Source organism: Pseudomonas sp. B26(2017) (assembly GCF_002113045.1).
Classification (GTDB): domain Bacteria; phylum Pseudomonadota; class Gammaproteobacteria; order Pseudomonadales; family Pseudomonadaceae; genus Aquipseudomonas.
This window is the reverse complement of record NZ_NEJJ01000005.1, coordinates 161437-185583: the sequence shown is the minus strand read 5'-3', so window position 1 is coordinate 185583 and position 24147 is coordinate 161437. Positions and strand designations below refer to the sequence as shown.

The window sequence follows — 24147 nt, the reverse complement described above, 5'->3', positions numbered from 1 at the left end:
ACCATGTGGGCCGACTCTGTGGCCCGAAAGGTTTTACTGGGCGTCAGGCTCACCTGACGCCCGATCCAATTAGCTGGCGACGATATTGACCAGTTTCCCGGGTACTACGATCACTTTGCGAATCGTCAGGCCGTCAACGAAACGCAGCACGTTTTCGTTGGCGCGGGCTGCCGCTTCGACTTCTTCACGGGTGGCGGCGGCCGGCATTTCGATCTGGCCACGCAGCTTGCCGTTGACCTGGATCACCAGAGTCAGGCTGTCCTGCACCAGCGCACTTTCGTCCAGCACCGGCCAGGCGGCGTCGATCACCGGATCGGCGTGGCCCAGGCGGTTCCACAACTCGTGGCTGATATGCGGTGTGATCGGAGCCAGCAGCAGCGTCACGGTTTCCAGACCTTCCTGAACCAGTGCGCGATCCTGCTCGGTCGCTTGCGCGGCTTTTTCCAGCACGTTCATCAGCGTCATCACCTGAGCGATGGCGGTGTTGAATTTGTGGTTCTGGCCGACGTCATGGCTGGCCTGCTTGATTGCCTGGTGGATCGCGCGACGAATGACTTTCTGCTCGTCATTCAGGCTGGCGATATCCAGTTTGCCCGGCAGGCCCTGAGTGACGTGGGCCTGAGCCAGACGCCATACGCGCTTGAGGAAACGGTGCGAACCTTCCACGCCGGAGTCGGACCATTCAGCGCTCATGTCAGGTGGCGAGGCGAACATCATGAACAGACGGCAGGTATCGGCACCGAACTGATCGATCATCGACTGAGGGTCGACGCCGTTGTTCTTCGACTTGGCCATCTTCTCGGTGCCGCCGATTTCCACCGGCAGGCCGTCGGCAATCAGCCTGGCGCTGATGACCTTGGCCTTGCTGTCGCGCTCGAGTTCCACGTCAGCCGGGTTGAACCAGGTGTAGGCGCCGTTGGCTTCGCGACGATAGTAAGTCTCGGCGACCACCATGCCCTGGGTCAGCAGGTTCTTGAACGGCTCGTTGGAGCTCACCAGGCCTTCGTCGCGCATCAGCTTGTGGAAGAAACGCGCGTAGAGCAGGTGAAGAATGGCGTGCTCGATACCGCCGATGTACTGATCTACCGGCAGCCAGTGGTCGGCCGCGGATTTTTCCACCAGACCGCCTTCGAAGTGCGGCGAGGCGTAACGGGCGTAGTACCAGGACGACTCGACGAAGGTGTCCATGGTGTCGGTTTCACGCTTGGCAGGCTGGCCGCATTTCGGGCAGGTGCACTCGTAGAATTCGGGCATGCGCGCCAGCGGCGAACCGGCGCCGTCCGGCACCACGTCCTCCGGCAGGACGACCGGCAGTTGATCTTCCGGCACCGGCACGTCACCGCAGGCATCGCAGTGGATGATCGGGATCGGGCAGCCCCAGTAGCGTTGACGGCTGATGCCCCAGTCGCGCAGGCGGAACTGGGTGCGCGAGGCGCCGAGGTTTTTCTTGATCAGGGCGACTTCCATGGCGTCGAACGCGCCAGCGAAGTCCAGGCCGTCGAATTCGCCGGAGTTGATCAGCGTGCCGTGCTCGCCGTAGGCGTCTTGCCATGGCGCCGGGTTGGTTTCACCGGAGCTGGTGCGGACCACGGATTTGACCGGCAGGTTGTACTTGTGGGCGAATTCGAAATCGCGCTCGTCGTGCGCCGGCACAGCCATGACCGCGCCATCGCCGTAGTGCATCAGCACGTAGTTGGCGACCCACACCGGCAGTTTTTCGCCCGTCAGCGGGTGCTCGACGAACAGGCCGGTCGGCAGGCCTTTCTTCTCTTGAGTGGCGACGTCGGCTTCAGCGACGCTGCCGCCCTTGCATTCGGCGATGAACGCTTGCAGCTCAGGGTTGTTCTTCGCGGCGAGAGCCGCCAGGTGGTGTTCGGCTGCCACGGCAACGTAGGTTGCGCCCATCAGGGTGTCCGGACGGGTGGTGAAGACTTTCAGGGTGCCGCTTTCGCCGATCGATTCGACGTTGTACGGGAACTGCACTTCCATGCCGCGCGACTTGCCGATCCAGTTGCGCTGCATGGTCTTGACCTGCTCGGGCCAGCCGGTCAGTTCGTCGAGACTCTCCAGCAGCTCATCCGCGTAGGCGGTGATCTTGAAGTAGTACATCGGGATTTCGCGCTTTTCGATCAGCGCGCCGGAACGCCAGCCGCGACCGTCGATCACCTGCTCGTTGGCCAGAACGGTCTGGTCGATCGGGTCCCAGTTCACGGTGCCGTTCTTGCGGTAGATCACGCCTTTTTCGAACAGGCGAGTGAACAGCCATTGTTCCCAGCGGTAGTAATCCGGTTTGCAGGTGGTGACTTCGCGGGACCAGTCCACCGCCAGGCCCAGGCTGCGCAGCTGGGATTTCATGTAGGCGATGTTTTCGTAGGTCCACTTGGCCGGGGCCACGTTGTTCTTCATCGCGGCGTTTTCCGCCGGCATGCCGAAGGCGTCCCAACCCATCGGTTGCAGAACGTTCTTGCCGAGCATGCGCTGGTAGCGGGAGATCACGTCGCCGATGGTGTAGTTGCGCACGTGCCCCATGTGTAGCTTGCCGCTGGGGTAAGGGAACATCGACAGGCAGTAGTAAGTCTCCTTGCCTGGCTGTTCACTGACTTCAAAGGACTTTTGCTCGTCCCAGAACGACTGGGCGGCGGCTTCGATTTCACGGGGTTGATATTGTTCGTGCATGGCTACTTTTGTACTGGATAGGGGTGGCCTAATCCTCTTCAATGCGACGTTCGGGGCGTGCCGGACGAGCTGGAAGTGGAGTTACAGGAAGCGCCGTAGCATACATGACCGCGCTTGGCCTAGGGAAACCCTGATTGCAGCCGTTTGACCGGCTCAAATCGCGGCGAGGGCCGTTGGTCGCGGCGTGCAGCCGGTTTGTGCAGCGAAGCTAAGCTCTAACTGGGGAGTGAGTCTTATCTTCAATGAGGTGAGGGATGGTGGAGTCACAGCAAAAAAACGTTACCAAACCCGAGTTGTACGAGCGGTTGATCGATCGTCTGGGGATGGCCCTGGACGCAGCAAAAACCGCAGGAAGGCTGCGCGACGAGCGCCCCCTGGAGCTGGAATTGCGTGGCTTGAGTCCCGCCGAGTTCAAACTGGTCAAGGCCTATCTGGATCGCAGTGAGCGTGAAACCCACGGATACCTGTCACAAGCAGTGAAACAACTCGATGCAGCCCATACGGCCAAAGTCATCTGGCTCAAGGACAAGGCGCCCGGCAGAGACGCCGTCAAGGTTCGGACTCTGCAGGCCAAGTAAACGCATGGCAGGTCAAAAAGCGGATCTTTTTCAACAGGATCCGACCCTACTGGTTGTCGCGCTGTATCAACCCACTTAGGCTTCGGGCATCTTTGGAGATGCTCGATGCCTTTTCGTTATTTCATTAAACAACTGCTGTTGCCGCCCGGCCTTCTTTTGCTGCTGTTGCTGGCGGCCTGGTGGCTGCGACGTTCGCGGCCGCGACTGGCCGGGCTGTGTTTTGCCCTGGGTTTTGGCGGGTTTTTGCTGATGAGTCTGCCGGTGGTCGTGCAATGGGGCGCCAAGGCTCTGGAGCGCGAGCCGCCGCTGGCCCGCGAAGCATGGGCAGATCTGGCACAGCGCGCCGATGCGATTGTGGTGCTGGGTTCCGGTCGCGAGCGCGGCGATGTGGCCTGGGGCGAAGATCAGCCGACCGGTGTCGGGCTTGAACGGCAGCGTTACGCGGCGCGACTGGCCAAGGCGTCCGGACTTCCGATTCTGACCAGCGGTGGCCTGCATTACGGTACGCCGCCGACCGAAGCGAAATTGATGGCCGATTCGTTGCGCGATGATTTCGGTGTGACGGTGCGCTGGCAGGAAGGGGAGAGCCGCACTACGTGGGAAAACGCCGAATTCAGCGCCAGGATGCTGTTGCCGGAAGGCGTCAAACGTATCGTGCTGGTGACCCAGGCCTGGCACATGCCGCGAGCGGTGTGGAGTTATCAACAGGCTGGATTTGAAGTGGTGCCGGCGCCGGTCGGTTTCCTTGGCACTGACAATGCGCGACCGTTTGGCGGCTGGCTGCCGGAATTCAAGTCGATCTGGCAGAGCGGGCAGTTGATGAACGAGGCGGTGGGGCAGATCGGTTACTCGCTGTTCTACCGAGGGCGTGGCGCCGCCGATTGATGGGGTGTCCTTGACGGCGCCTTCGCGAGCAAGCCCGCCCCCACAGCGTTCACCTGTGGGAGCGGGGGGATCTCTCAGAGAGTCTTGGACATCCGGTTGGTCATCAGCGCCCAGCCGAACAGCACCACGCACAGGACGATCAGCGGCCACGAGCGCCATTGCAGATACGGCGTCAGGTTGTGCATCGGCACCACTTCGCCGTAGAGCACGCCCTGTTCGAATTGCGGAATGCGTTCGGTGATCTGCCCGAACGGGTTGATCAGCCCGGTCACGCCGTTGTTGGTCGCGCGGATCATCCAGCGTCCGGCTTCAAGCGCGCGCATCTGCGCCATTTGCAGATGCTGCAACGGGCCGATCGACGTACCGAACCAGGTGTCGTTGCTGATCGTCAGCAGCAAATCGCTGCGTGCCGCCAGGCCCGCGGCGAATTCCGGATACACCACTTCGTAGCAGATGAACGGTGCAATCTGATATCCCTTGGCCTGCAACAGGGCCTGATCGGCAGGGCCGCGGGCGAAGTCGGACATCGGCAGGTCGAAGAACGCGATCAGCCCGCGCAGGATGTCCTGCAACGGTACGTATTCGCCGAACGGCACCAGTTTCTGTTTCAGATAAGTGCCATCGCCTTCGCCGACCACGGTGATGCCGTTGAAGAAGCGTTTTTCGTGACGGACCATCTCGCGGATCGGTACGCCGGTGATCAGCGCCGATTTACGCTCGGCGGCGAAGGTGCCCATCATGTTCAGGTAGCCCTCGGCGGACTCCTTGAGCACTGGCACGGCGGTTTCCGGCCAGATCAGCAGGTCCACCGGTTTGGAGCGGAAACTCAGGTCGCGGTACAGCGCCAGTTGCGCGTTGAGCTCGGCCGGATCCCATTTCATGCTTTGCGCGACGTTGCCCTGAATGGCGGCAACGCTCAGCGGTGCGCCTGACGGACTGGTCCAGGCGTGGCCTTTCAAGGCAATGCCCACCGCCCATGGCCCGATCAGCAATACCACGCCGGCAGCAATGAAGGCTTTGCGGCGGGTTTGCAGCAGGCGCGGTGCGTTGTAGATCAGTGCAGCGGTCAGCGCCAGGACAAACGATACCAGCCATATGCCGCCCACCGGCGCGAGCCCGGCCAGCGGACCATTGAGCTGGCTGTAACCGGAGTACAGCCACGGGAAACCGGTGAGGAACCAGCCACGAAACGCTTCCTGACCCACCCACAGCGCCGCAAAGGCCAGGGCATCGGCCACCGGCGCTTCGTTACGCCGCAACCAGCGCGCCCAGAGCCAGGCGGGCAGGGCGAAGAACCAGGCAATGGCCGCCGTGAAGATCAGCATCAGGAACCCGGCCAGCAGCACCGAAGCGCCGCCGAAGTGGTGGATGCTGTAGTAGATCCAGCTGGTGCCGGCGCCGAACAGGCCGAAACCGAAGCACCAGCCGCGACCCAAGGCCTGGCGCGGGCTCAGCTCTCGCAGCCCTGCATAGAACAGGCCGACCGCCAGCAGGGCCAGCGGCCAGAGATCGAACGGGGCCAGCGCGAAGGTGGTGATTGCACCGGCCGCCACGGCCAGCAGGTTACCGGGCCAGCCGGGGCGGGTTGTCCAGCGCATTTCAGTCCTTAGAATTAACGAGCGATTGGCGTCAGTCGCAGCAAATGAATCCGACGACTGTCGGCGTTCAGGATGCGGAAACGATAGGCGCCGATTTCAGTGATTTCGTTGCGTTTTGGCAAGTGCCCGAACGCGCTCATCACCAGCCCGCCGACGGTGTCGAACTCGTCGTCGGAGAATTCGCTATCGAAGAACTCGTTGAAGTTCTCGATCGGCGTCAGGGCCTTGATCAGGAAATCACCGCTGGGCAGCGGCTTGATGTAGCTGTCTTCTTCGACGTCGTGCTCGTCTTCGATGTCGCCGACGATTTGCTCAAGCACGTCTTCGATGGTCACCAGACCCGCCACACCGCCGTACTCGTCGATGACGATGGCCATGTGGTTGTGGTTGGCGCGGAATTCACGCAGCAACACGTTCAGACGCTTGGACTCCGGCACGAACGTGGCCGGGCGCAGCAGGTCCTTGATGTTGAAGCTGTCGCCATTCTCCTTGAGGATCAGCGGCAGCAGATCCTTGGCCAGCAGCACGCCCATCACGTCGTCATGGCTTTCGCCGATGACCGGGTAGCGCGAGTGGGCCGAGTCGACCACGGCAGGGAGAAATTCGCGGGGTGTCTGGGTCGCCTTGATGCTGATCATCTGCGAGCGCGGCACCATGATGTCGCGTACCTGCAGGTCAGCCACCTGGATGGCGCCTTCGACGATGGCCAGCGCTTCGCTGTCCAGCAGTTTGTTCTGATGTGCATCGCGCAGCAGCTCAAGCAGCTCCTGGCGGTTCTTCGGCTCGTGAGCAAAAGCCTGGGTCAGTTTACCCAGCCATGACTTTTGCCCGTTGCTCGATCGATCTTCGCTCATAGCGATTACTCTGAATCCTTTGTTGTAACAGTAGGGGATGTTTCGGTTTCGTCGTCCGCGTACGGATCGGGATAACCCAATTCGGCAAGCAACTCGCGTTCCAGTGCTTCCATTTCTTCGGCTTCCTCGTCATCTATATGGTCGTAACCCAGCAGATGCAAGCAGCCGTGAATGACCAGATGTGCCCAGTGGGCCTTCAGTTCCTTGCCTTGCTCGGCGGCTTCGCGTTCGACCACCGCCACGCAGATCACCAGATCGCCCAGCAGCGGGATGTCGAGAAACTCGTCGGGCACTTCGGCGGGGAAGGACAGGACGTTGGTCGCGTAATCCTTGTGGCGCCAGGTGTGATTCAGCTCGCGACCTTCTTCTTCGTCGACCAGACGAATGGTCATTTCCGAGTCGGCAGTGCGCTGGCGCAGGGCCAGTTCGCACCATTGGCGGAATTCTTCCTCGGTCGGCGCAGACGCTTGGGTCGCGATTTGCAGATCAAGCTCAAGCATCGTGGCGAGTGTCCTTTGGCGCTTCATCGGCCAGTCGCGTCTCGAATCGCTCGTAGGCTTCGACGATGCGTTGCACCAACGGATGGCGCACCACGTCTTTGGGCTGGAAGTGGGTGAAGCTGATGCCCGGCACATCTTTCAGGACTTCGATGACGTGATGAAGTCCGGACTTGGTGCCGCGTGGCAGGTCGACCTGGGTAATGTCGCCGGTGATCACGGCCGTGGAGCCGAAACCGATCCGGGTCAGGAACATCTTCATCTGTTCGACGGTGGTGTTCTGACTTTCGTCGAGGATGATGAAGCTGTTGTTCAGCGTGCGACCGCGCATGTAGGCCAGCGGTGCGACTTCGATCACCTGACGTTCGATCAGCTTGGCCACGTATTCGAAGCCGAGCATCTCGTAGAGCGCGTCGTAGAGCGGGCGCAGGTACGGGTCGATCTTCTGCGACAGGTCGCCGGGCAGGAAGCCGAGTTTTTCACCCGCTTCGACCGCCGGACGCACCAGCAGGATGCGGCGGATCTGCTCACGTTCCAGCGCATCCACAGCGCAGGCCACCGCCAGATAGGTCTTGCCGGTACCGGCCGGGCCGATGCCGAAGTTGATGTCGTTGCCGAGGATTTCCTTCACGTAGCGCAATTGATTCAAGCCGCGTGGGCGAATCATGCCTTTCTTGGTACGCAGGGCGACGGAGGCTTCGGCGGGGGCGTGGTTGTCCAGTTGCTCGACGGCCGATTCCTGGAGGAACAGGTGAACCATATCCGGCGACAGCTCTGAACCCTTGGTTTCACGGTACAGGCGGCGAATCAGGTTTTCCGCGGAAGTGGTGTGCTTGGGTTCGCCGATCAGCTCGAACTGATTGCCGCGGTTGCGGATCTCGATGGCCAGGCGCTGTTCGATCAGCCGCAGGTGCTCGTCGAACTGCCCGCACAGATTGGCGAAGCGGCGAGCCTCAAAGGGCTCGAGGATGAAACGATGAGGTTCTATGGGTGCGTTCAAGGTCGTATTTAGCCGCCCTGGGGCAATTGGGATGAAATCAAGGATAACGCCAGCGGCGTGGGTGCGAAAGCTCTTAAAAAGCCTGGCACCGATTCAGCCCTCTGGCGCGGTCTCCTTGCGCTGTTACTGGATCAGCGAGCCGCGCAGCGAGTGCGGTTGCGCCGCGTCGATGTGGACGTCGGCGAACTGGCCGATCAGGGTCGGATTATCGCAGCGGAAGTTGACGATACGGTTATTCTCGGTGCGCCCTTGCAACTCGCCGGGGTCTTTCTTCGAATAGTCGGTCACCAGAATCCGCTGGACCGAACCGACCATTTGTCGGCTGATCTCGAAGCCTTGCTGATTTAAACGGTGCTGCAAGGCGTTCAGGCGTTCTTTCTTCAGTTCTTCCGGGGTGTCGTCGGGCAGATCGGCGGCCGGGGTGCCTGGGCGCTGGCTGTAGACGAACGAGTAGGAAAAATCGAAACCGACGTCGGCAATCAGCTTCATGGTCTGTTCGAAATCTTTCTCGGTTTCCCCCGGGAAACCGACGATGAAGTCCGAGCTGATGCAGATGCCCGGCACGGCGGCGCGCAGTTTGCGCAGCTTGGATTTGTACTCAAGCGCGGTGTGGTTGCGTTTCATCGCGGCCAGGATCCGGTCCGAGCCCGACTGCACCGGCAAGTGCAGGTGCTTCACCAGTTCCGGCACTTCGGCGTGTGCCTGGATCAGGCTGTCGGAGAATTCCAGCGGGTGCGAGGTGGTGTAGCGGATGCGGTCGATACCGTCGACTGCCGCGACCACGCGGATCAGTTCGGCCAGGTCGGCCAGGCGACCGTCGTGGGTCAGCCCGCGATAACCGTTGACGTTTTGGCCCAGCAGGGTCACTTCACGCACGCCGTTTTCGGCCAAATGAATGATCTCGGCGATCACGTCGTCGAACGGCCGGCTGACTTCTTCGCCGCGGGTGTAAGGCACTACACAGAACGTGCAGTACTTGCTGCAGCCTTCCATCACCGACACGTAGGCGCTCGGGCCGTCGATGCGCGGCTCGGGCAGGTGGTCGAACTTTTCGATTTCCGGGAACGAGACGTCGACTTGCGGCAGCTTGCTGATACGCGCGGCGTCGATCATTTCCGGCAGACGGTGCAGGGTCTGCGGACCGAAAACCACGTCGACGTACGGGGCGCGATCACGGATCGCCGCGCCTTCCTGGCTGGCCACGCAACCGCCGACGGCAATCACCATGTCCGGATTGGCCAGTTTCAGTTCGCGCCAGCGGCCGAGCTGAGAATACACCCGGTCCTGGGCGCGTTCGCGGATCGAGCAGGTGTTGAGCAGAATCACGTCGGCATCTTCGGCGCGCGCCGTGACTTCCAGGGCCTGGTGTTCGCCCAGCAGATCGACCATGCGCGAGCTGTCGTACTCGTTCATCTGGCAACCGTGGGTTTCGATGTAAAGCTTCTTGGCCATGGAATAGGGTCGTCACGTGGTTCAAAGAACCGCGCATTATAGGGAACATGTCCCCAGGTTCCTACCGCTGTGCGTCCGGTGGCTATGCTATAGTTCGCGCCCTCATTTTTACCCCGATGTTGTCCGCCCGCCATGACCAAACGCGAAGCTCCAATCTACAAGGTGATTTTCCTCAACCAGGGCCAGGTGTTCGAAATGTACGCCAAGCAGATCTATCAAAGTGATCTGTGGGGTTTCCTGGAAGTGGAAGAGTTCGTCTTTGGCGAGCGCACGCAAGTTGTCGTCGACCCGAGCGAAGAAAAGCTCAAGGCGCAGTTCGAAGGCGTGGTGCGCAGCTTTGTGCCGATGCATTCGATCGTGCGCATCGATGAAGTGGAGCGGCTGGGGACACCGAAGATCACCGAAGCCCGTGGCGGCGTCGGCAACGTGATGCCGTTCCCGGTGCCGATGCCCGAGAAGTAAACCGTAAGATCGAGTCGCCTCATTCGCGAGCAAGCTCGCTCCCACAGGGGAATGCATTCCAATGTGGGAGCGAGCTTGCTCGCGAAGAGGCCAGAAAAATCTATAGAGAAATCAGGGAAGGGGCGAGAACGGCGTACGCCCGTCGGCGCTCTGCAGTTCCATCAGGTATTTACGGAAAATTTGCCCGAGCACCTGGGTTGCGGTTTCCAGTTCTTCGCGGGACATTTTTTCGGACACTTCGTCGGCGGTGTCGAGCGCGTCTTCAGCGCCATTGACCGCCGCCATCTTCAGCACGATGTACGCCTGAATGTTGTTGGCCTGCACGCCTTCGCCGTGGAAGAACATGGTGCCGAGCTTGAATTGCGCCTGGGCGTGGCCTTGCAGCGAGGCCTTTTCGAAATAGCTCAGGGCTTGATTGAGGTCGCGCGGCGCGTTCTTGCCGTCATAGTAGAACTCACCCAACTCGTATTGCGCTTGCGCATCCCCTTCATCCGCTGCCTTTTGGCAGGCGGCGAGGGCCTGCGTGACATCTTGCGGCTGAGTATTGAGGGTGCAGCGACCCATCGCCGGTATCAACAACGAGTTGCCGCCTGCTTGTGCATGTGCGAGCAGCGGCTGAAGGAGCAACAGGCAGCCCAAGGCAAGGGTGCGGCCGGTGCGGTTCATGGGAATCGACTTACCTCTGAAGGGCGCGCGGACCCGTCTAGGGATCCAATAAGCGCGCATTATGAAATAAGCAGGGCCATCCTTACAAAGTCTTTACTCGATTTTCTGCTGCGCGGGAAATATATCGCCCACTTTATGGGAGATTTTTGGCAGGAGTGTCGGAAAAAGCGCGCGGATGTAGGAGAACGCTGACGCTGGCAATGGCCAACGTCAGCGGCGAAGCGTTTTACTTCAACTTGGCGAAGGCGCGTTCGGCGGCGTCGAGGGTGATTTTCAGCTCGGCCTCGCCATGGGCGATCGAGGTGAAGCCGGCTTCGAAGGCGCTCGGCGCCAGGTACACGCCACCTTCCAGCATCAAGTGGAAGAAGCGGCCGAACAGCGCTGCATCGCTGGCCATCACGTCTTCAAAAGTAACAATGTCGTCGGCACCACTGAAGTACAGACCGAACATGCCGCCCGCCTGGGTGGTCACGAACGGAATGCCGGCGGCATCGGCGCGCTGTTGCAGGCCGTCGAGCAGGCGCGTGGTGTAGTCGGTCAGCTCGGCGTGGAAACCCGGACGGCTGATCAGGCGCAGGGTGGTCAGGCCGGCAGCCATCGCCAGCGGGTTACCGGACAAGGTGCCCGCCTGATAGACCGGGCCCAGCGGTGCGATGCGCTCCATGATCGAGCGCTTGCCCCCGAAGCAGCCGACCGGCATGCCGCCACCGATGATCTTGCCGAAGGTGGTCAGATCCGGGGTCACGCCGTAGTAAGCCTGGGCACCGCCGAGGGCGACGCGGAAACCGGTCATCACTTCGTCGAAAATCAGCACCACGCCGTGCTTGTCGCACAGGTTGCGCAGGCCTTCGAGGAAACCCGGCGCCGGCGGTACGCAGTTCATGTTGCCGGCCACTGGCTCGACGATGATGCACGCGACGTCCTGACCGACTTCAGCGAGCATTTTTTCAACCGCGTCGATGTCGTTGAACGGCAGGGTCAAAGTGTGTTTGGCGAATGCTGCCGGCACGCCGGCCGAGCTCGGTACGCCTTGGGTCAGTGCGCCGGAACCGGCCTTGACCAGCAGGCTGTCGGAGTGACCGTGGTAGCAGCCTTCGAACTTGATGATGCTGTCGCGGCCGGTGAAACCACGGGCCAGACGGATCGCGCTCATGGTCGCTTCGGTGCCGGAGCTGACCATGCGCACCATCTCCATCGATGGCACCAGCGAGCAGACCAGATCGGCCATCTCGGTTTCCATCGCGGTCGGCGCGCCGTAGGACAGGCCGTGCTGCAACTGGTTGCGCACCGCGTCCAGTACGTCCGGGTGGCTGTGGCCAAGGATCATCGGGCCCCAGGAACCCACGTAATCCACATAACGCTTGTTGTCTTCGTCAGTGACGTAGGCGCCTTCGGCGTGCTTGAAGAACAGCGGCGTGCCACCAACGCTCTTGAACGCGCGCACCGGCGAGTTCACGCCACCGGGAATGTGTTTCTGGGCGTTGGCAAACAGGGTTTCGGAACGAGACATGATCGGGCTCTCAGACTTTTAATAATTCATTGAAGGCGCGGGCGCGGCGGGTCACTTCGGCGGTGCTGTCGGCGCCGAACAGGCCATGGACCACGGCCAGCAGATCGACGCCGTGGGCCACCAGCGGCGCAGCGTTGTCGAGGGTGATGCCGCCGATCGCGCAGATCGGCAGGTGCAGGGTGCGTTTGGCCTCGTCGAGCAGATCGAGGCTGCAACTCGGTGCACCGGGTTTGGTACTGGAATTGAAGAAGCGACCGAAGGCGACGTAACTCGCACCCTCTTTGGCGGCTTGTTCGGCGAGTTCAAGTTGCGCGTGGCAGGTCGAACCGATGATCGCCCTGGAACCGAGCAGGGCGCGGGTCGGCGACAGCGGGCCGTCGGTCTGGCCCAGGTGCACGCCGACGTTCAGGCGTGCGGCCAGTTCGGCGTCATCGTTGATGATCAGTTGCGTCTTGTAGCGTTCACACAGATCGCGCAGGGCTTCGGCCTCACGCAGGCGGCGGGCCTCGTCGCTGCTTTTGTCGCGGTATTGCAGCAGGGTGACGCCGCCTTCCAGCGCCGCCTCCACGTAGGACAGAAACTTGCCGGCCAGCAACTGGCTGTCGGTGATGGCATACAGGCCACGTAGTTTCATCGCGCAGACCTCAGGCTCGAAACATCAGGAACAGAAATCCAGCGGCAGGCGACGCGGCACGAACTGGCCTTTGCCCAGCTGTTCGGCATCGCGCAGGGTGCGCCAGGTGTAATCCAGCGCAGTACGCACGGCGCTGGCAAGGTTTTCGCCCTGAGCCAGTCGGCCGGCGAGGGTGCTGGCCAAGGTGCAGCCGGAGCCGTGATAGCTGCCCGGCAGACGCTGGCACTTGAAGGTTTCGCGCAGGCCGTCGCGGCTGTACAGGCGATTGTGGATTTCGGTTTCGTCGCCGTGACCGCCGGTGATCAGCAGGTTCTTGATGTACGGCAACAGTTTTTCAGCGCACTCGTCCGCGGTGCCTTCTGGCAGTTCGGCGAGGATCCGGGCTTCGGGAAGGTTGGGGGTGGCGATGATCGACAGCGGCAGCAGGCGTTCGCGCATGGCGTAGCCGACTTCATCCTTGCCCAGGCGTCCACCGCCGCCGGCGCGCAGCACCGGGTCGCAGACCACCGGCAAGTGCGGGTGCGCCTGGAGCAGTTCGACGACGGTGTCGACCATTTCCAGGGAGCCGAGCATGCCCAGTTTCACTGCCGCGACTTCGGAATCGTTGAGCACGGCATTGGCCTGGGCCAGTACCCACTCACGGTCGAGGACGCGAAAGTCAGTGACGTTGACGGTGTCTTGCACGGTCAGGGCGGTGACGGCCGGAGCCGCATGGCAACCCTGAGCGAGCAGGGCTTCGATATCTGCCTGCAAGCCGGCGCCACCACTGGGGTCGTGGCCGGAGAGACAGAGGACAACGGGGCGTGAGCTGTAGATATTCATGGTGCGCGAGCTTACCACCAAACCTGTTTTTCGGGTGTTGTGGCGCAGCGCCCGGCCGATAACACGGGTAGCGGGATCGGTAACGTTTGGCGCAATCTGACCGAGCAAACAGCTCTAGCCCGGCGCTCTGCTCTGGAACGCCCGTTCTAGAGCCTTTGTAGGAAAAATTTCCATGGTGCTCAATGGCCATCAACGGCTATGCTAGAGTGGATCCAAACCAATAACAGGTAATACCGGTTTTACGTCATCTCAAAGGGAATGGGGGGCTTCCTGACACAACCGGACAAGCCACGCTGGGGCTTCAATGCGCTATTTGTTGATGTTGCTGTTCTGCTTGCCCCTCCTGGCAAGCGCCGTCGAGTTCGATGAGTTCACCCAGAGCCTCCCGCTGGGTCGATCCCTGCAAGTGTTCGAAGACCCGAGCGGTCAGGCGAGCATTGCCGACGTCCGCGCGCAAGCCGCCGCCGGAAACTTCAAACCTCATGACAAAGCCACGCTCAATGCCGGTTATTCGCGCTCGGCGTTCTGGCTGAAGATCGACCTGCATTACCGCCCGACCAATGCGTCGGCGCAGCGCAGCTGGTTGCTGGAGCTGGCGTATCCGCCGCTCGATCATCTTGATCTGTATTTGCCCGATGCGGCCGGTGACTATCGTCTGGTGCGGCAGACCGGCGACGCCTTGCCGTTCGCCAGTCGCGAGATCCGCCAGAACAATTACCTGTTCGACCTGGCATTCAAGCCGGATCAGCAACGCACCGTTTATCTGCGGTTGTCCAGCGAAGGCTCGATCCAGGCGCCGGTGACATTGTGGTCGAGCACCGCGTACCTCGAAGATCAGCCAGTGCGCCTGTACGTGTTGGGGATCATTTATGGCGTGCTGCTGGGGATGCTGGTCTACAACCTGTTCATCTATCTCAGCGTGCGCGACACCAGTTACCTCTATTACATCTTCTATATCGCCTCGTTCGGCCTCTATCAGCTGTCGGTCAACGGTGCGGCGGTCGAGTATTTCTGGCCGGACAACCCTTGGTGGGCCAACGCTGCCACGCCGTTCTTCATTGGTTGCGCGGGGCTGTTCGGCAGCCAGTTCGCCCGCAGTTTCCTGCAGACGAAGAACCACAGCCGCTGGCTCGATCGCCTGCTGATCGCCCTGATCGCGTTCGGTGCCGTAGTGATCGGTCTGTCGTTGATGACCAGTTATGGCCTGGCCCTGCGTCTGGCGACGACCCTGGCCCTGACCTTTACCGTGGTGATCTTCGCCGCCGGGATCCTCGCCTGGTGGCGCGGCCTGCGGGTGGCGCGTTATTTCATCATTGCCTGGTCGGCGTTCCTGATCGGCGGCATCGTCAACACCATGATGGTCCTGGGCTTGCTGCCGAATGTGTTCCTGACCATGTACGCCAGTCAGATCGGTTCGGCCATTGAAGTGGCGCTGCTGTCGCTGGCCCTGGCCGACCGCATCAACGCGATGCGTGAACAACAGGCGCAGACCCTGTTCGACGCCGGCCAGAAGCTCGAAGTGCTGAACCAGCAACTGGCCCACAGCAACAAGCTCAAGGACGAATTTCTCGCGACCCTGACCCACGAACTCCGCACACCGATGAACGGGGTGATCGGTTCGCTGGAGCTGATGCAGACCGTCGAGCTCGATCCGGAACTGGAGCAATACCAGCAGACTGCCGCCGGTTCCGCGCGGGACATGATGCGCATGGTCAACGGCATCCTCACCCTGACCGAATTGCAGGCCGGCAAGCTCAAGGCGACGCCGGGCAGTTTCAGCCTGCGCGGGGTGGTCGAGGCGTTGCGGATTCAGTTCGATGGCAACGCGGCGAGCAAGTCGCTGGACTTCAAGGTCGACGTGCTGCCGACACTGCCGGACCGCCTGCACGGCGACAGTGCCAAACTCGCGCAATGCCTGGAGTGCCTGCTGGACAACGCGATCAAGTTCACCCGCGTCGGCGGGCTGGCCTTGCGGGTCACCGGCAAACCGTCGACGGACAATCGCCTGGCGCTGTCCTTCGCGGTGATCGACACCGGTATCGGTTTTACCGATCTGGGCGAGGCCACGCTGTATCAGCGATTCTTCCAGCTCGATGGTTCGATGACCCGCGAATACGGCGGGCTGGGCGTCGGTCTGGCGATTTGCCGTCAATTGGTGGAACTGCTCGGTGGCAAGCTCACACACCGCTCCGAACCGGGGCGCGGCAGCCGTTTTCAGCTGGATGTCGAGTTTGAGTTGCCGGAAGTGGAAGCCGTGCCTGCGTTCAGTCGTGACACCGAGCGCGCGCCGCAGGATTGCACCGTGCTGCTGGTGGACGACAACAGTGTCAACCAATTGGTGATGCGCGGCATGTTGCTCAAGCTCGGTTTCCGGGTGCGCACTGCCGACCACGGCGTGGCGGCACTAGACTGTTTGCAGCGCGAGCGCTTCGATGCAGTGTTGATCGATTGCCAGCTACCGCCGCTCGACGGAGCATCGCTGTGCTGCCAGATTCGTGACCTGCCGGGATGCGCCCATCTGCCGGTGTTCATGATCGCGCTGGGGGCGGATCGAGAGCATTGCGCGTCGGGTGGCACCATCGATTATCTGAACAAACCGGTGAAATTCGAGGATCTGCAGGTCGCAATGCAGCGACGGGTATTGAGTTGCTGATAGGGTGAAAGCGCCGGCATTTAGGCCGATATGACACTTTGATCGATTCGGGGGCGGTGCTTAACTGAAGCTCTGGCCGATCAAGGAGCCCCGTCATGAACCTGCATCAGTTCGCCGAAACCCACGAAGTCACCAACCAGCCACCGTCGCTGGACGGCACCAACCTGTACCGCATCGACCTGCCGTTGCAGGAGTGGTCGCGGCGGTTCGGCGCCGGCTGGGCCGAGTCGCGGATCGACGCCTACGGCGCGCTGGCGGGCGGGCCGCTGATGGAGGCCGGGTTCCTCGCCAATCAGAACAAACCGGTGTTCGCCAGCCATGACCGCTACGGTCATCGCATCGATCTGGTGGAATTTCATCCGGCGTATCACGAGCTGATGCGCACCGCCATCGAACATGGCCTGACGTCGTTGCCCTGGGCTCATCCACAGGACGGCGCCCATGTTGCCCGCGCTTCCATGACCTACCTGCACAGCCAGGCCGAAGCCGGCAGTGGCTGTCCGTTGACCATGACTTTCGCCAGCGTGCCGGCGATGCGTTTACAACCGAATCTGGCCGAGCAATGGCTGCCGAAAATCCTCGCCACCGAATACGATCCGCGCAATGTCGGCATGGCCCACAAGGCCGGTGTCACCATCGGCATGGCGATGACCGAGAAACAGGGTGGCACCGATGTGCGGGCCAACACCACCAAGGCTTATCCAGTAGGCGCCAGCGGCCCCGGTCAGGCTTATGAACTGGTGGGCCACAAGTGGTTCTGTTCGGCGCCGATGTGCGATGCATTCCTCACGCTGGCGCAGACCGACAAGGGCCTGACCTGCTTCCTGCTGCCGCGCCATCGCCCGGATGACACGCGCAATCAGTTCTATATCCAGCGCCTGAAAAACAAGCTCGGCAACCAGTCCAACGCCTCCAGCGAAGTGGAATTCCGAGGCGCACTGGCGTGGATGGTCGGTGAGGAAGGGCGCGGCGTGCCGACGATCATCGAGATGGTGGCGATGACCCGTTTTGACTGCATGGTCGGCTCCAGCTCGCTGATGCGGCAGGCGCTGACCCAGGCCAGCCATCACTGCGCCCACCGCAAAGTCGGCGGCAAGCTGCTCAGCGAGCAACCGCTGATGCAGAACGTGCTGGCCGATCTGGCGCTGGAAAGCGAAGCCGCGCTGGCGTTGAGCCTGCGCATGGGCAAGGCGCTGGATCATCTGAATGATCGCCATGAAGCGCAGTTCGCCCGGCTGGTGACGGCGGTGGGCAAATACTGGATCTGCAAACGTGCGCCGGGAATGATCAACGAAGCCGCCGAATGCATGGGGGGCGCCGGGTATGTCGAGGAGAGCATCCTGCCGCGGCTGTACCGCGAGGCACCGGTGAACTCGACGTGGGAAGGCTCTGGCAACGTGCAATGCCTCGATGTGCTGCGGGCGTTGTCGAAAGAGCCGGGCGTGCTTGATGTGTTGTTCAGCGAGTTGGGCGACGGCCATGGCGACAAGCGACTGGCTGCGCACATTCAGCAATTGCAGGCGCAGTTCAAGGACACCAGCGACATTCAGTACCGCGCGCGGCAACTGACCGAAGACATTGCCCTCGGGCTGCAAGCGAAGTTGCTGCTGGAGGCCGGGAATTCGGCGGTCAGCGATGCGTTCATTGCCAGTCGTCTGAGCGGAGGCGGGCGGGTCTACGGCGCGTTGCCCCGTGGGCTGGATGTCGAAGCCATTGTTGCCCGCTCGACGCCGCAAGGTTTCTGACGGCAATTTCCAGGCACCGAAAGGCCTTCTGGGAACTGGCTTGCCAGTGATGACGGCCTGTCGGTCAACATCGATGTGAATGGGATGGCCTCATCGCGGGCAAGCCCGCTCCCACAGGCCCGCTTGTACCTGTCAGATTGATGAATTGCCACAACGCCACTGTTTCCGTGACGCCACGATGCAGGCAAGATGAAGCTCTGCAAGTCAGAACACAGGAAGCTGATCGTGACCGAAGCGTTTATTGTCGTTCAAACCGCCGAACAGGCCGTGGATCGTCTCGCCGAGCTGCATGAGCGGGCCACCACGGCGCTGAACTCGGCGCTCAAGCGTTACCTCAAGGATCGCGTCGAGCCCGACGCCGAGCAACGTTCCCTGTTCCGTTATCCCGAACTGCGTCTGACCTACCACTGCCAGGGCGAAGTCCCGCAGACCACCCGCGCCTACGCCAAGGTGCAGTTGCCGGGCACCTACAGCGTGACCGTCACCCACCCTGCGGCGTTTCGCAAATACCTGCTGGAACAGCTCACGCCGCTGATGCACGACTTCACCGTGACGGTGGAAGTCGGGGTCAGCGAGCAGAACATTCCCTATCCGTACGTGGTCGAGCAGGGCGATGAGCTGGCCGGCTCCGGTGTCACCGCTGCCGTGCTGGCGCGAGTGTTCCCGAGTACCGACCTGTCTGCCGCCACCGATGGCATCGCCGACGGGCTCTACGACTGGGAAAACACCGATCCGTTGCCATTGGCGCTGTTCGATGCGGCCCGCGTCGACTTCTCGCTGCGTCGTCTGGTGCACTACACCGGCAGCGACTGGCGCCATGTGCAGCCGTGGATCCTGCTGACCAACTACCACCGTTATGTCGACCAGTTCATCGTCCACGGTCTGGAGCAACTGCGCCGTGACCCGCGTTTTGTACGCATGGTGTTGCCGGGCAACGTGATCATCGAAAAAGGCATGGATCATGGCGAAGCCTCGGCCATTGCCGCCGGTGTGGTCTGGCACCGCTACCAGATGCCGGCCTATCACCTGATCGCCAGCGATGGCCACGGCGTGACCCTGGTCAACATCGGCGTCGGTCCGTCCAACGCCAAGAACATCACCGACCATCTGGCCGTGCTGCGCCCGCATTGCTGGCTGATGATCGGGCATTGCGGCGGCCTGCGTCAGTCGCAGACCATCGGCGACTATGTGTTGGCTCACGCCTACATGCGTCGCGACGGGATTCTCGACCGGGTGGTGCCGCCGAACATTCCGATCCCGGCCCTGGCCGAGGTGCAGTTGGCGTTGCAGCAAGCGGCGGCCAACATCACCGGCGAAAAAGGCGAGGAGCTGAAAAAGCGTCTGCGCACCGGCACCGTGCTGACCTACGACGACCGTAACTGGGAATTGCGCTGGGCACAGGAGCGACCGCTGATCAACCTGTCCCGCGCCGTGGCGGTGGACATGGAAAGCGGCACCATTGCCGCCCAGGGTTATCGTCTGCGGGTGCCGTACGGCACGTTGCTGTGCGTTTCGGACAAACCGCTGCACAGTGAAATCAAGCTGCCGGGTTCGGCCAACGCGTTCTACGAGCGTGCGGTCAGCCAGCACTTGAAGATCGGCATCGAAGCGGTGGACCTGCTACGCACCGAACTCAACTCGCTGCACTCGCGCAAACTGCGCAGCTTCGACGAGCCGCCGTTCCGCTAACGGTTTGTCGTGGTCATTTGGCGGTCGGGGCACTAGCATTGTCAGCCCTGATCGCTAAATGTCTTCTCACTTATGTCCCGTCCCCCGCGTCCACCTTCCCGCCGTCCCGGCGCGAAGCCGTCCACTTCAGCCCCGCGCCGTGTGGCCAAGGCACCGCCCGCCGAGCCGAAGCTGATCCTGTTCAACAAACCGTTCGATGTGCTGACGCAATTCAGCGACGCAGATGGGCGGGCGACGCTCAAGGATTACATCGACATTCCGGGCATTTACCCGGCAGGACGGCTGGATCGTGACAGCGAAGGTTTGCTGCTGTTGACCAACGACGGCCAGTTGCAGGCGCGGATCGCCGACCCCAGGCACAAACTGGCGAAAACCTATTGGGTGCAAGTCGAAGGCGTGCCGACGGCCGAGCAGTTGCAGCGCCTGCGTGACGGCGTCGAATTGAATGACGGCATGACCTTGCCCGCCGAAGCGCGGCAACTGGATGAGCCCGAGCTGTGGCCGCGCAACCCACCGGTACGCTTTCGCGCGACCATCCCCACAACGTGGCTGGAACTGGTGATTCGCGAAGGACGCAACCGTCAGGTGCGGCGGATGACGGCGGCGGTCGGGCTGCCGACGTTGCGGCTGGTGCGGGTCAGGATTGGTGACTGGACGATCGAAGGGCTCGATCAGGGCCAATGGAAAGAAGTGCCGGCGCGCTTATAAGGCGCCGGATTCGATCAGGCCGATCACCACGCTCTTGATGATGAACGCGGCCACGCCCAGGCCCAGCACGAAGAACAGAATGAACGAGCCGAAACGCCCGGCCTTGGACTTCTTCGCCAGATCCCAGACGATGAAACCCATGAAAATGATCAGGATGCTGACCAGTCCGGTCATCATCCACTCTTCAAATACTGCTGGATCCATCGGGCATCTCCGGCACGCATGCGGCTAAAAGGGCGGCCGGGAGTATACGCCAGCGGCGAACGACGCAGCATTGACCTGCGTCGGTGTGCCGCAGTTATTCGTCGCCTGCACCGGCTTCTTCGCGAGCAAGCTCGCTCCCACAGGGAAATGCATTTTAAATGTGGGAGCGAGCTTGCTCGCGAAGGCGATTTCAGCTGCGCAGATGAGTCAGCGGCAATTCGGTACTGTTGAGCACCTGATTCAGCACAAAACTCGACCGAACACTGGTCACGCCCTCAATCCGTGTCAGGTGCCCCAGCAGCAGTTTCTGATAATGATCCATGTCCGGCACCACCACTTTCAGCTGATAGTCGGCATCCACGCCAGTCACCAGGCTGCATTCCAGCACTTGCGGCAAGGTGCGGATCGCCGCTTCGAAGTTCTCGAAACGCTCCGGCGTGTGCCGGTCCATGCCGATCAGCACGTAGGCGGTCAGGCTCAAGCCGAGCATCTTGCGATCGAGCAGAGCGACCTGGCGGGAGATGTAGCCGTCGTCCTCCAGTTGCTTGACCCGGCGCGAGCACGGGGAGGGCGACAGACCGATGCGCTCGGCCAGTTCCTGGTTGGAGATGCGGGCGTCGCGCTGCAATTCCGCCAAAATACTGAGGTCGTAACGGTCGAGTTTGCTCATCAAACGGTCCTTTGTCTTAACTATTGCGGCGGATTATCTATCCAGGGTTAAAAATTGCGCAAGTGGTGTTTATTTGAGCAATCTTCGCAATCATCTGTCGCGGCTCCGCGCCTATCCTTATCACCAGAATCACTGCTCGGTAACACAGTCCACTGCGGCCCGCCCAATCCGGCCCGCCGCGGCCGCCACCCCCACCGGGGTTGTGCCGGCCCCCGAGCTGCACACTGTCCAGAAGACGGCGTGAGGTGAGCCGACGTCAAAAGCGTCGAGCCAGGACGAAGTTCTCTGAAAGGGAGGCCGACGGGTCTCCCTTTTTTCTTGCCCGCGATTTGGCCCATCTCGCTCAATAAATAAATGACGTGACTGATAACCTGTAGCAGAACCCGGTGTGCTCGTCCCCGGTCTTAGCTACAAGACCTTCTATTACAGGCTCTGGCCCGCAGTGAGGAATTTCATGAAGTCGCGCATCTGGCGTCTGGCCAGTGTTGGTTTGCTGTGTGTGAGTATCGGTGCGCAAGCGCTGGCGGATGAGCCGCAGAATCGCGGCCCCGACGGCGGCGGACGCGGGCCGGAGCATCAGGGCAATAATCAGGGACATGGCGGCGGCAATCAGCCGCACGGTCAGAACAATCCGCAGCGGCAGAACAACGACATTATTCGTGGCGACAACAGCCGCCAGTTCGAGCACAACGGCCAGCAGAACCACGGCCAACCGAACAATGGCCAGTGGCAGAATCAGAATCAGCCACGTCCGGCCTACAATCCCAACCCGGTACGCCAGCCGCCACCGCCGCCGCAACTGCCGGCCAATGACCTGCCGATCCAGCCGCGTCCCGACACCGTGCGCCAGACCCAGGAACCCCGTCAGGGCTACTACCGCGACGAGCGCCCGCAGAACGGCTATCACCAGAGCTGGCAGACCGGCCGCCCCAATGACAATCGCTGGCCGGGTCGCCCTGACGGGCATGGCAATGGCTGGGGGCCGGGCCCGCAATACCGGCCGGGCCATGTGATCGACCGTTTCCCGGATCGTGAATACCGCGTGCCGTATCGCGGCCAGGACTATTTCTACTCCGGCGGCTACTGGTATCGCCCGCAAGGTCCGCGCTACATCGTGGTTCAGCCGCCGCGCGGGATTCGCATTCAGTACCTGCCGGATTACGCCCGTGAGGTATGGATCGGCGGTTCGCTGCTGTTCCTCGCTGCCGGCTCGTACTATGCCTATCAGGAAGCGACCCAGGATTACGTGGTGGTCGAGCCGCCGGTACAGCAGCCACCGCAGCCGACCGGCAATGGTTATGACGTGGAGGCGTATCCGGCCAACGGTCAGTCACCGGAGCAGGTTCAGCGCGATGGCTACGAGTGTTATCAATACGCGGTGCAGCAGAGCGGCTTCAACCCGCGCACCGCGACTTATCAACCGGCGCCCGAAGTGGTGCAGGCCTACCGCCAGGCCCAGGGCAATTGCCTGAGCAGTCGCGGCTATCAGGTCAACTACTGAGCCCGGGCGGCCTTGACCACTTCCTGCGGGTCGGCGTGCACCAGCACTTCGGCCTTTGGGTAGGCTTTGTGAATGGCATCTGCGGCCTGATCGCTGATGCCATGGGCGACTGACAGCGTCAGCTCCCCCGGCAATTCCAGGTGCAACTGCACGAACCAGTGATTGCCGGAAATCCGCGTGCGCAAATCGTGCGCACCCAACACGCCCGGCACGCCGCACGCCAGTTCGAGCATGTGCTGACTGACATCCGTCGGCAGCTCTTCATCCATCAGCACCGAAAAACTTTCCCGGGCGATCTGGATCGCGCTCCACAAAATGTACCCCGCGATTCCCAGACCGAACCACGCATCCAGTTGCTCGAACCCCAATCCGGCCATCACCAGCGCAATCAGAATGCTGCCGTTGAGTAACAGGTCCGAACGATAATGCAGCGAGTCCGCCCGCACCGCGTTGGAGCCGGTCTGCTTGATTACCCGATGCTGCAACATCAACAGCGCCGCCGTCAGAAGCAGGGAAAACAGGATCACGCCGATGCTTAACCACGGCGCGCCGAGCGGTTCAGGATTGTTCAAGCGCTCATAAGCCTGGAACGCGATCAGCACCGCACTGCCGCCGATGAACAGCGCTTGCGCCATGCCCGCCAAGGATTCGGCCTTGCCGTGGCCATAACGATGATCGTCATCCGCCGGGCGCAGCGCGTAATGCACTGCCAGCAGATTGAGCAACGAAGTGATGCCATCGAGGGCCGAGTCGGTGAGGCCGGCGAGCATGCTCACCGAACCGCTCAGCCACCAGGCGATGGCTTTGGCGATGATCAGCGTACAGGCCACCGCCACCGAGGCGCGGGTCGCCAGCCGCAGCAGGCGGGCGTGTTCGGTGCTTGTGGTCATGGGGGCGTCGATTCCTTATGCGGCAGGTTGCAGGCCGAACATCGCCAGTTGCTGGGTGCTGCCCTTGTGCCGGATCAGGCGCGGGTCGTCCAGCGGCAGGTTGCGGCCCAGTTCTGTTTCGAGAATAGCCTGCAACTTGAGGTTATCGACCTGGCCCTCCGGGCCGATGGCTTGCTTGAGTTTGGCCGGATCGACTTGCGCCGTGTGGCCCGGTTCGAAATAGATCGCGCCGGTGGCGAAGTCCACGGCGAACGCGATTACGCCGGGAAGGATATAGAACAACAGGCCCACGGCATCGAGCACGGCAATCGCCGGGTCGATCTTGCCGTCGATCTGGCCGCGCCGGTCGGGATAGAAAATCGAACCGCACGCAGTGATCTGGGTGAGCAGGGTGGCAACCAGTACACCGCCGATCAGGCGAAAAGGTAAGCGCATGGGAATCTCCTGAGTCAT

Annotated in this window: 22 protein-coding genes; 8 read left to right on the top strand and 14 right to left on the bottom strand. The window is 61.6% G+C overall.

Annotation, left to right across the window (positions count from 1 at the left end; translation table 11 throughout):
• Positions 1-69 precede the first annotated feature (69 nt).
• Positions 70-2676, bottom strand: coding sequence for a leucine--tRNA ligase (gene leuS / locus CAF79_RS09580; protein WP_085697607.1), 2607 nt, complete (start codon positions 2674-2676; stop codon positions 70-72).
• 254 nt (positions 2677-2930) lie between these two features.
• On the opposite strand from leuS, the gene CAF79_RS09575 reads away from it, so the two are divergent.
• Positions 2931-3254: a hypothetical protein gene (locus CAF79_RS09575; protein ID WP_011336088.1), complete on the top strand. Its 324-nt coding sequence runs from the start codon at positions 2931-2933 to the stop codon at positions 3252-3254.
• A 105-nt stretch (positions 3255-3359) separates the two neighbouring features.
• Positions 3360-4139: a YdcF family protein gene (locus tag CAF79_RS09570; RefSeq protein ID WP_085697606.1), complete on the top strand. Its 780-nt coding sequence runs from the start codon at positions 3360-3362 to the stop codon at positions 4137-4139.
• A 74-nt stretch (positions 4140-4213) separates the two neighbouring features.
• Here CAF79_RS09570 and lnt read toward each other — a convergent pair whose 3' ends face one another.
• The 5 genes from lnt to miaB all read right to left on the bottom strand — a co-directional run bounded on the left by lnt (position 4214) and on the right by miaB (position 9540).
• The gene (gene lnt / locus CAF79_RS09565) at positions 4214-5737 is read right to left on the bottom strand and encodes an apolipoprotein N-acyltransferase (protein WP_085697605.1); all 1524 of its coding nucleotides are present in this window, start codon (positions 5735-5737) and stop codon (positions 4214-4216) included.
• A gap of 14 nt (positions 5738-5751) precedes the next feature.
• Positions 5752-6591 carry an HlyC/CorC family transporter gene (locus tag CAF79_RS09560; RefSeq protein ID WP_007909641.1) on the bottom strand — a complete coding sequence of 280 codons (840 nt, stop codon included), beginning with the start codon at positions 6589-6591 and terminating at the stop codon, positions 5752-5754.
• Between the two features lie 5 nt (positions 6592-6596).
• Complete coding sequence (ybeY, locus tag CAF79_RS09555; protein WP_085697604.1) at positions 6597-7091, bottom strand: rRNA maturation RNase YbeY; 495 nt, start codon at positions 7089-7091, stop codon at positions 6597-6599.
• A complete protein-coding gene (locus CAF79_RS09550; RefSeq protein ID WP_085697603.1) occupies positions 7084-8088 on the bottom strand; it encodes a PhoH family protein in 1005 nt (334 codons plus the stop codon). Before CAF79_RS09550 ends, ybeY begins: the two co-directional genes overlap by 8 nt.
• A gap of 123 nt (positions 8089-8211) precedes the next feature.
• The gene (miaB, locus tag CAF79_RS09545) at positions 8212-9540 is read right to left on the bottom strand and encodes a tRNA (N6-isopentenyl adenosine(37)-C2)-methylthiotransferase MiaB (protein ID WP_085697602.1); all 1329 of its coding nucleotides are present in this window, start codon (positions 9538-9540) and stop codon (positions 8212-8214) included.
• Positions 9541-9672: 132 nt separating this feature from the next.
• Here miaB and CAF79_RS09540 point away from each other — a divergent pair, with 132 nt between their 5' ends.
• Complete coding sequence (locus CAF79_RS09540) at positions 9673-10002, top strand: DUF1820 family protein (protein ID WP_085697601.1); 330 nt, start codon at positions 9673-9675, stop codon at positions 10000-10002.
• 111 nt (positions 10003-10113) lie between these two features.
• Here the strand turns inward: CAF79_RS09540 and CAF79_RS09535 are convergent, their stop codons facing one another.
• From CAF79_RS09535 to CAF79_RS09520, 4 genes are all read right to left on the bottom strand, one after another.
• A complete protein-coding gene (locus CAF79_RS09535; RefSeq protein WP_085697600.1) occupies positions 10114-10668 on the bottom strand; it encodes a tetratricopeptide repeat protein in 555 nt (184 codons plus the stop codon).
• A 226-nt stretch (positions 10669-10894) separates the two neighbouring features.
• Positions 10895-12178, bottom strand: a complete 1284-nt coding sequence (hemL, locus tag CAF79_RS09530; RefSeq protein ID WP_085697599.1) for a glutamate-1-semialdehyde 2,1-aminomutase — start codon at positions 12176-12178, stop codon at positions 10895-10897.
• Positions 12179-12188: 10 nt separating this feature from the next.
• The gene (thiE, locus tag CAF79_RS09525; RefSeq protein ID WP_085697598.1) at positions 12189-12812 is read right to left on the bottom strand and encodes a thiamine phosphate synthase; all 624 of its coding nucleotides are present in this window, start codon (positions 12810-12812) and stop codon (positions 12189-12191) included.
• 24 nt (positions 12813-12836) lie between these two features.
• On the bottom strand, positions 12837-13634 hold the full coding sequence (locus CAF79_RS09520) for a hydroxymethylpyrimidine/phosphomethylpyrimidine kinase (RefSeq protein ID WP_085697597.1): 798 nt from the start codon (positions 13632-13634) through the stop codon (positions 12837-12839).
• 304 nt (positions 13635-13938) lie between these two features.
• Here CAF79_RS09520 and CAF79_RS09515 point away from each other — a divergent pair, with 304 nt between their 5' ends.
• The 4 genes from CAF79_RS09515 to CAF79_RS09500 all read left to right on the top strand — a co-directional run bounded on the left by CAF79_RS09515 (position 13939) and on the right by CAF79_RS09500 (position 20429).
• On the top strand, positions 13939-16287 hold the full coding sequence (locus CAF79_RS09515) for a hybrid sensor histidine kinase/response regulator (RefSeq protein WP_085697596.1): 2349 nt from the start codon (positions 13939-13941) through the stop codon (positions 16285-16287).
• Positions 16288-16382: 95 nt separating this feature from the next.
• A complete protein-coding gene (locus CAF79_RS09510) occupies positions 16383-18032 on the top strand; it encodes an acyl-CoA dehydrogenase family protein (RefSeq protein WP_085697595.1) in 1650 nt (549 codons plus the stop codon).
• Between the two features lie 189 nt (positions 18033-18221).
• The gene (gene amn / locus CAF79_RS09505) at positions 18222-19721 is read left to right on the top strand and encodes an AMP nucleosidase (protein WP_170929717.1); all 1500 of its coding nucleotides are present in this window, start codon (positions 18222-18224) and stop codon (positions 19719-19721) included.
• A 141-nt stretch (positions 19722-19862) separates the two neighbouring features.
• Entirely contained in the window at positions 19863-20429 is a 567-nt protein-coding gene (locus tag CAF79_RS09500) for a pseudouridine synthase (RefSeq protein WP_170929720.1), read from the top strand.
• Here the strand turns inward: CAF79_RS09500 and CAF79_RS09495 are convergent.
• On the bottom strand, positions 20424-20633 hold the full coding sequence (locus CAF79_RS09495) for a DUF2788 domain-containing protein (RefSeq protein ID WP_003228500.1): 210 nt from the start codon (positions 20631-20633) through the stop codon (positions 20424-20426). The two genes, CAF79_RS09500 and CAF79_RS09495, sit on opposite strands and share 6 nt — an antisense overlap.
• Before the next feature lie 190 nt (positions 20634-20823).
• On the bottom strand, positions 20824-21303 hold the full coding sequence (locus CAF79_RS09490; RefSeq protein ID WP_007909658.1) for an Lrp/AsnC family transcriptional regulator: 480 nt from the start codon (positions 21301-21303) through the stop codon (positions 20824-20826).
• Positions 21304-21757: 454 nt separating this feature from the next.
• On the opposite strand from CAF79_RS09490, the gene CAF79_RS09485 reads away from it, so the two are divergent.
• Complete coding sequence (locus CAF79_RS09485; RefSeq protein WP_085697593.1) at positions 21758-22804, top strand: DUF6515 family protein; 1047 nt, start codon at positions 21758-21760, stop codon at positions 22802-22804.
• Here CAF79_RS09485 and CAF79_RS09480 read toward each other — a convergent pair.
• Positions 22798-23694: a cation diffusion facilitator family transporter gene (locus CAF79_RS09480; RefSeq protein ID WP_085697592.1), complete on the bottom strand. Its 897-nt coding sequence runs from the start codon at positions 23692-23694 to the stop codon at positions 22798-22800. The two genes, CAF79_RS09485 and CAF79_RS09480, sit on opposite strands and share 7 nt — an antisense overlap.
• A gap of 15 nt (positions 23695-23709) precedes the next feature.
• Positions 23710-24129 carry a polyribonucleotide nucleotidyltransferase gene (locus tag CAF79_RS09475; RefSeq protein ID WP_085697591.1) on the bottom strand — a complete coding sequence of 140 codons (420 nt, stop codon included), beginning with the start codon at positions 24127-24129 and terminating at the stop codon, positions 23710-23712.
• Between the last annotated feature and the right edge of the window lie 18 nt (positions 24130-24147).